6 protein-coding genes are annotated in these 5,942 nt (G+C 73.6%); 5 read left to right on the top strand and 1 reads right to left on the bottom strand.

Annotated elements, in window-relative coordinates; translation table 11 throughout:
* The first annotated feature begins 136 nt into the window (after positions 1-136).
* From ACZ4VL_RS39930 to ACZ4VL_RS39915, 4 genes are all read left to right on the top strand, one after another.
* On the top strand, positions 137-322 hold the full coding sequence (locus ACZ4VL_RS39930) for a Trm112 family protein (protein ID WP_054222355.1): 186 nt from the start codon (positions 137-139) through the stop codon (positions 320-322).
* A gap of 96 nt (positions 323-418) precedes the next feature.
* Positions 419-1,555 carry an SIS domain-containing protein gene (locus ACZ4VL_RS39925; RefSeq protein WP_404240852.1) on the top strand — a complete coding sequence of 379 codons (1,137 nt, stop codon included), beginning with the start codon at positions 419-421 and terminating at the stop codon, positions 1,553-1,555.
* A gap of 43 nt (positions 1,556-1,598) precedes the next feature.
* Entirely contained in the window at positions 1,599-2,756 is a 1,158-nt protein-coding gene (gene manA / locus ACZ4VL_RS39920; RefSeq protein ID WP_468210740.1) for a mannose-6-phosphate isomerase, class I, read from the top strand.
* Positions 2,757-2,862: 106 nt separating this feature from the next.
* On the top strand, positions 2,863-3,831 hold the full coding sequence (locus tag ACZ4VL_RS39915; protein ID WP_468210737.1) for a cation diffusion facilitator family transporter: 969 nt from the start codon (positions 2,863-2,865) through the stop codon (positions 3,829-3,831).
* A 73-nt stretch (positions 3,832-3,904) separates the two neighbouring features.
* On the opposite strand, the gene lepB is transcribed toward ACZ4VL_RS39915, so the two are convergent.
* On the bottom strand, positions 3,905-4,618 hold the full coding sequence (gene lepB / locus ACZ4VL_RS39910) for a signal peptidase I (RefSeq protein WP_468210734.1): 714 nt from the start codon (positions 4,616-4,618) through the stop codon (positions 3,905-3,907).
* A 308-nt stretch (positions 4,619-4,926) separates the two neighbouring features.
* On the opposite strand from lepB, the gene ACZ4VL_RS39905 reads away from it, so the two are divergent.
* Positions 4,927-5,942 (top strand): adenosylhomocysteinase (locus ACZ4VL_RS39905; protein WP_468210731.1); only part of this gene is annotated, 1,016 nt, incomplete at its 3' end.

Below are 5,942 nucleotides of genomic sequence, written 5' to 3'. Positions count from 1 at the left end.
ACCCCCCCCCCCCCCCCCCCCCCCCCCCCCCCCCCCTCCCCCCCCCCCCCCCCCCCCCCCCCCCCCCCCCCCCCCCCCCCCCCCCCCCCCGGTACGCTGACCTCGCCCAATCCGCATGTTCGAAGGGAAGCGCCCCATGCCGCTCGAAGCCGGCCTTCTGGAGATCCTCGCCTGCCCCGCCTGCCACTCTCCCCTGGAGGACAAGTCGGCCGACGAGACGGCTCCCGAGCTGATCTGCACCGGCCGGGACTGCGGCCTCGCCTACCCGGTCCGCGACGGCATCCCGGTCCTCCTCGTGGACGAGGCCCGCCGCCCCGCCTGAGTACGCACCAGCCGTACGACGCACAGGGCGCCCGTCGCAGCGCCGGGCGCCCGAGCAACCGAGTCGCCCGCCCTTCTGAACCAGCCGGAGGCCGCCATGCTCGACGAGTCGCTCCTCGACGCACCGGAAGAGCTCGCCCGCGCCGACCGCCGCGGCCTGCTCCGCGGCGCCGCCGAGGCCGGGGCCAGAGTCCGCACCGCAGCCCGGCACGCCAGCGAGGCCGGGCTGGCCGACCTGCGTCCCGACGGCCGGCCCCGCGCCGTGCTCATCGCTGGCCCCGGCACCGCCGCCACCGGCGTGGCCGACCTCCTCGGCGCCCTCGCCGGGGCCTCCGCCCCCGTCACCCGGCTGCACCCGACCGGCGTCGCCCACGCCCCCGGCGCCCTGCGCTGGACCCTGCCCGGCTGGGCCGGCTCCGTCGACCTGCTGCTCATCACCACCACCGACGGCACCGAGCCCGGCCTCGCCCTCCTCGCCGAGCAGGCGTACCGGCGCGGCTGCACCGTCGTCGCCGTCGCCCCCGAGCGGTCCCCGCTCAGCGAGTCCGTCGACGCCGCCCACGGCCTGCTGGTCCCCATGGCCAAGGCCCCGTACCAGGAGTTCGACGAGTCCGCCGCCGCCGGCCCCGGCGCCCTGTGGGCCCTGCTCACCCCGCTCCTGCTGCTCCTCGACAAGGTCGGCCTGATCACCGCCGCGCCCGAGACCCTCCAGCGCGTCGCCGACCGACTCGACCACATCGCCGAACGCTGCGGCCCGGCCATCGCCACCTACTCCAACCCGGCCAAGACCCTCGCCGCCGAGCTTGCCGACTCCCTCCCGCTCATCTGGAGCGAGGGCGCCGGAGCCGGCCCCGCCGGCCGCCGCTTCGCCGCCACCCTCGCCGAGCTCGCCGGCCGTCCCGCCCTCGCCGCCGACCTGCCCGAGGCCCTGCCCGCCCACGGGGTGCTGCTCGCCGGATCCTTCGCGGCCGGCGCCGACCCCGAGGACTTCTTCCGTGACCGGGTCGAGGAGCCACAAGCCCTCCGCGCCCGCATCGTCCTGCTGCGCGACCGGCCCACCGGCGGACTCTCCGCCGCCCCGGCCGCCCGCGAACTCGCCCTCAGCCACGACACGGCCATCAGCGAGCTCGAACCCGAGGAGGGCGCCGAGCTCGAACAGCTCGCGGAACTCCTCGCCGTCACGGACTTCGCCACGGCCTACCTCGCGCTGGCGGCCACCCGGGGACACGGCTGAGCACGGTCCCGTGCCTGCCCTTCATCCAGGAAGACGGACGACGATGGACCGCCTGACGAACACGATCCGCCCCTACGCCTGGGGATCGACCACCGCGATCCCCGGGCTCCTCGGTATCGAGCCCACCGGAGAACCGCAGGCCGAGCTGTGGATGGGCGCCCACGCCGGCGCGCCCTCCCGCCTCGACCGCGGTGCCGGCGAAACCACCCTCGCGGACGTCATCGCCGCCGACCCCGAGCGCGAGCTGGGCGCCGCCGCCGTCGCCAAGTTCGGCCCCCGCCTGCCCTTCCTCTTCAAGATCCTCGCCGCCGGCGCCCCGCTCTCCCTCCAGGTCCACCCCGACCCGGAACAGGCCCGCGCCGGCTACGCCGAGGAGGAGCGCCACGGCATCCCCATGGACGCCGCCCACCGCAACTACAAGGACCCCAACCACAAGCCCGAGGTGCTCTGCGCGCTCACCCCCTTCGAGGGGCTGTGCGGCTTCCGCCCGCCACTGGAGGCCGCCCGGCTCCTCGCCGGCCTGGAGGTCGACTCCCTCAAGCCGTACGTGGACCTGCTCCGGGCCCACCCCGAGGAGGCGGCCCTGCGCGAGATGCTCACCGCCGTACTCACCGCCGACCGCGCCGAGATGGCCCACTCCGTCGCCGAGGCCGCGGCCGCCGCCGAACGTCTCGGGGGCCCGTACACCCCGTACGCGACCCTCGTCCACCACCACCCCGGCGACCCGGGCGTGATCGCCGCCATGCTGCTCAACCACGTCCGACTCCAGCCCGGCGAGGCCATGTTCCTCGGCGCGGGCGTCCCGCACGCCTACCTCGACGGCCTCGGCGTCGAACTGCTCGCCAACTCCGACAACGTGCTGCGCGCCGGACTCACCCCCAAGCACGTGGACGTCCCCGAACTCCTGCGGATCGTCCGGTTCGAACCCGGCGACCCGGCCGTGCTGCGCCCCGAGGGCAACGGCGAGGAGGTCTACGAGACCCCCATCGACGAGTTCCGGCTCTCCCGCTTCGTCCTCGCCCCCGGCGCCGCCCCCCGCACCCTGCCGGCGGGAGCCCCGCAGATCCTGCTGTGCACGGCGGGCCGCCCGAAGGCCGGTGAACTCGCCCTCGCCCCCGGCGAGTCGGTGTTCGTACCGGCGGGCGAGCGGACCGAGCTGGCCGGGACGGGCACCGTCTACCGCGCCACCGTCGTCCTCTGAGGCCGGTCACCGGACCGGAGCCGGTGGCGGCGGCTGCAAGAATGTGCGGCCGTAGCGCGGCGCCCCGACCAGGGCCGCCGTACCGAGGAAGGGACATCAGGCACCCATGAGTGCGTCGGGCGGAACCAGGGCGATCGTGGCGGCACTCGCCGCCAACCTCGCCATCGCGGCAGCCAAGTTCGTGGCCTTCGTCTTCAGCGGCTCGTCGTCGATGCTCGCGGAGAGCGTCCACTCGCTGGCGGACTCCGGAAACCAGGGCCTGCTGCTGCTCGGCGGGAAGAAGGCCCAGCGCGAGGCGACGCCGCAACACCCCTTCGGGTACGGGCGCGAGCGCTACATCTACGCCTTCCTGGTCTCCATCATCCTGTTCTCGGTCGGCGGCATGTTCGCCCTCTACGAGGGCTACGAGAAGATCATGCACCCGCACCCGGTCGAGGACTGGTACTGGCCGATCGGCGTGCTGTTCTTCGCGATCCTCGCGGAGGGCTTCTCCTTCCGCACGGCGATCAAGGAGTCGAACGAGATCCGAGGCGGCCTGACCTGGCGCCAGTTCGTCAAGCGGGCCAAGGCCCCCGAGCTGCCGGTCGTCCTCCTGGAGGACCTCGGCGCCCTCGTCGGCCTCGTGCTCGCGCTGTTCGGCGTCGGCATCGCCCTGCTGACCGGCGACGGCGTCTGGGACGGCATCGGCACCCTCGCCATCGGCACCCTGCTCATCCTGATCGCGGTCGTCCTGGCCGTGGAGACCAAGTCCCTGCTGCTCGGCGAGGCCGCGGGCCTGGAGGAGATCGAGAAGATCAAGTCCGCCGTCGTCGACGGGGAGACCGTCACCCGCCTCATCCACATGCGGACCCTGCACCTGGGGCCCGAGGAGCTCCTCGTCGCCGCCAAGATCGCCGTCCGGCACGAGGACTCGGCGGCGACGGTCGCCGCCGCGATCGACGCGGCCGAGGCCCGGATCCGCGAGGCCGTCCCGATCGCCCGCGTGATCTACCTGGAGCCGGACATCTACAGCGCGGAGGCCGCGGCCGCGGGCAACGACCCGGCCGCCACCCCGGGCGGCCCCGGCCCCCACTGACCGACCGGTACGGCGGAGCCCCCGCAGCGCAGGCTGCGGGGGCTCCGCCGTATCCGGGGCCCGGGTGCGCGGTTCAGGGCGTCGGAGCCGTCGGAGCCGTCGGCACCCGCGGCTCCGGGACGGCACCCGCCCCGCGCCGCCGGGCCCGCCGCCGGACCGCCCACGCGCCGGCCCCGAGACCGCCGCCGACGAGGAGCACCGCGAACCCGGCGAACATGACGCCGCCGGCCACGATCAGCGCCGTCGGCCGCTCCACCGCCCTGCCGGTCACCGCCGACAGCGGCAGGGAGCCGTGGCCCGGGTCGGCGGTGCGGAACGCGGAGTCCAGGGAGTTCCCGCGGTTGTCCCCCATCAGGAACACCCGCCCCTGCGGCACGGTGACCTCGAAGGCGACCGCCGCCGGCAGCCGCCGGTCCTTGAGGTACGGCTCCTCCAACGGCTTCCCGTTGAGCTGCAGCGCCGCGTCACCCGTGCGGTACGAGATCCGGTCGCCCCCGAGCGCCACCACGCGCTTGATCCCCGGACCGCCGAGCCGCCACCCGGGAGCGTCGAAGAGCACCACGTCCCCTCGCCGGACCCCCAGCTCCGCGGCGCCGCCCAGCGCGAAGTAGGCGGTGTCCCCGGGCCGGTACGTCGGGTACATGCTCTCCGAGGGCACCGAATACCCCCGGACCGGCTGCGGGTTCACGGCGAGCACCCACACCGCCGGCACCGCGACCATCACCGTCCCCAGCGTCAGCAGCACCCTCGCCCAGAACCCCAGTACCCGCCCCGGCCCGCGCCCCATGAATCCGTCCTTCCGCATAAGTGTGGTGGCCGGAAGCGTACGGAACCCGGGCCCGGATCCGTGCATCACCGTCCCGCCCACCAGGGCCGGACGGCACCGGGCTCTTTGCCCGACCCACTGGGGCCCGCACCGTTGATCGGTGTAGATTCGACATCAGTGTCAGGCGTCGCTGCTGATGGCGGTCGGGCGGTCCTCACGACCGGCCGAGGGGAGAGAGGGCCCCCGACGGACTGAGTGCTCGGTGCACCGCCCCAGGCGATGCGCGGCTCAGCCGTACCCACCTCTCGAAACCATGAGGAGCAGCACCCATGGACTTCAAGGTCGCAGACCTTTCCCTTGCCGCCTTCGGCCGCAAGGAGATCACCCTGGCCGAGCACGAGATGCCGGGTCTGATGTCGATCCGCCGGGAGTACGCCGAGGCGCAGCCGCTGGCCGGCGCCCGCATCACCGGCTCCCTGCACATGACCGTGCAGACGGCCGTCCTGATCGAGACCCTGGTCGCCCTCGGCGCCGAGGTCCGCTGGGCCTCCTGCAACATCTTCTCCACCCAGGACCACGCGGCCGCCGCCATCGCCGTCGGCCCGAACGGCACCCCGGAGGACCCGCAGGGCGTTCCCGTCTTCGCCTGGAAGGGCGAGACGCTGGAGGAGTACTGGTGGTGCACGGAGCAGGCGCTGACCTGGCCCAACACCCCCACCGGTGGCCCGAACATGATCCTCGACGACGGTGGTGACGCCACCCTCCTCGTCCACAAGGGCGTCGAGTTCGAGAAGGCCGGCGAGGCCCCGGACCCGTCGACGGCGGACTCCGAGGAGTACGGCCACATCCTGACGCTCCTCAACCGCACCCTGGCGGAGAGCCCGCAGAAGTGGACCCAGCTGGCGTCCGACATCCGCGGTGTCACCGAGGAGACCACCACCGGCGTCCACCGCCTGTACGAGATGATGCAGGAAGGCAACCTGCTCTTCCCGGCGATCAACGTCAACGACGCGGTGACGAAGTCGAAGTTCGACAACAAGTACGGCTGCCGCCACTCGCTGATCGACGGCATCAACCGGGCGACCGACGTCCTCATCGGTGGCAAGACCGCCGTGGTCTTCGGTTACGGCGACGTCGGCAAGGGCTGCGCGGAGTCGCTGCGCGGCCAGGGCGCCCGCGTCATCATCACCGAGATCGACCCGATCTGCGCGCTGCAGGCGGCGATGGACGGCTACCAGGTGACCACCCTGGACGAGGTCGTCGAGACGGCCGACATCTTCATCACCACGACCGGCAACAAGGACATCATCATGGCCTCGGACATGGCCAAGATGAAGCACCAGGC

The organism is Streptomyces sp. NPDC029014, assembly GCF_055564695.1.
Note: the sequence above shows the minus strand (reverse complement) of the source record. Positions and strands in the feature narration are given on the sequence as shown.

Coding starts and splice junctions, on each gene's coding strand:
- lepB (WP_468210734.1), bottom strand. CDS start 4,618: ATGGGGCGCGGGCCGGGGCGGGTACTGGGGTTCTGGGCGAGGGTGCTG.
- ACZ4VL_RS39915 (WP_468210737.1), top strand. CDS start 2,863: ATGAGTGCGTCGGGCGGAACCAGGGCGATCGTGGCGGCACTCGCCGCC.
- manA (WP_468210740.1), top strand. CDS start 1,599: ATGGACCGCCTGACGAACACGATCCGCCCCTACGCCTGGGGATCGACC.
- ACZ4VL_RS39930 (WP_054222355.1), top strand. CDS start 137: ATGCCGCTCGAAGCCGGCCTTCTGGAGATCCTCGCCTGCCCCGCCTGC.
- ACZ4VL_RS39925 (WP_404240852.1), top strand. CDS start 419: ATGCTCGACGAGTCGCTCCTCGACGCACCGGAAGAGCTCGCCCGCGCC.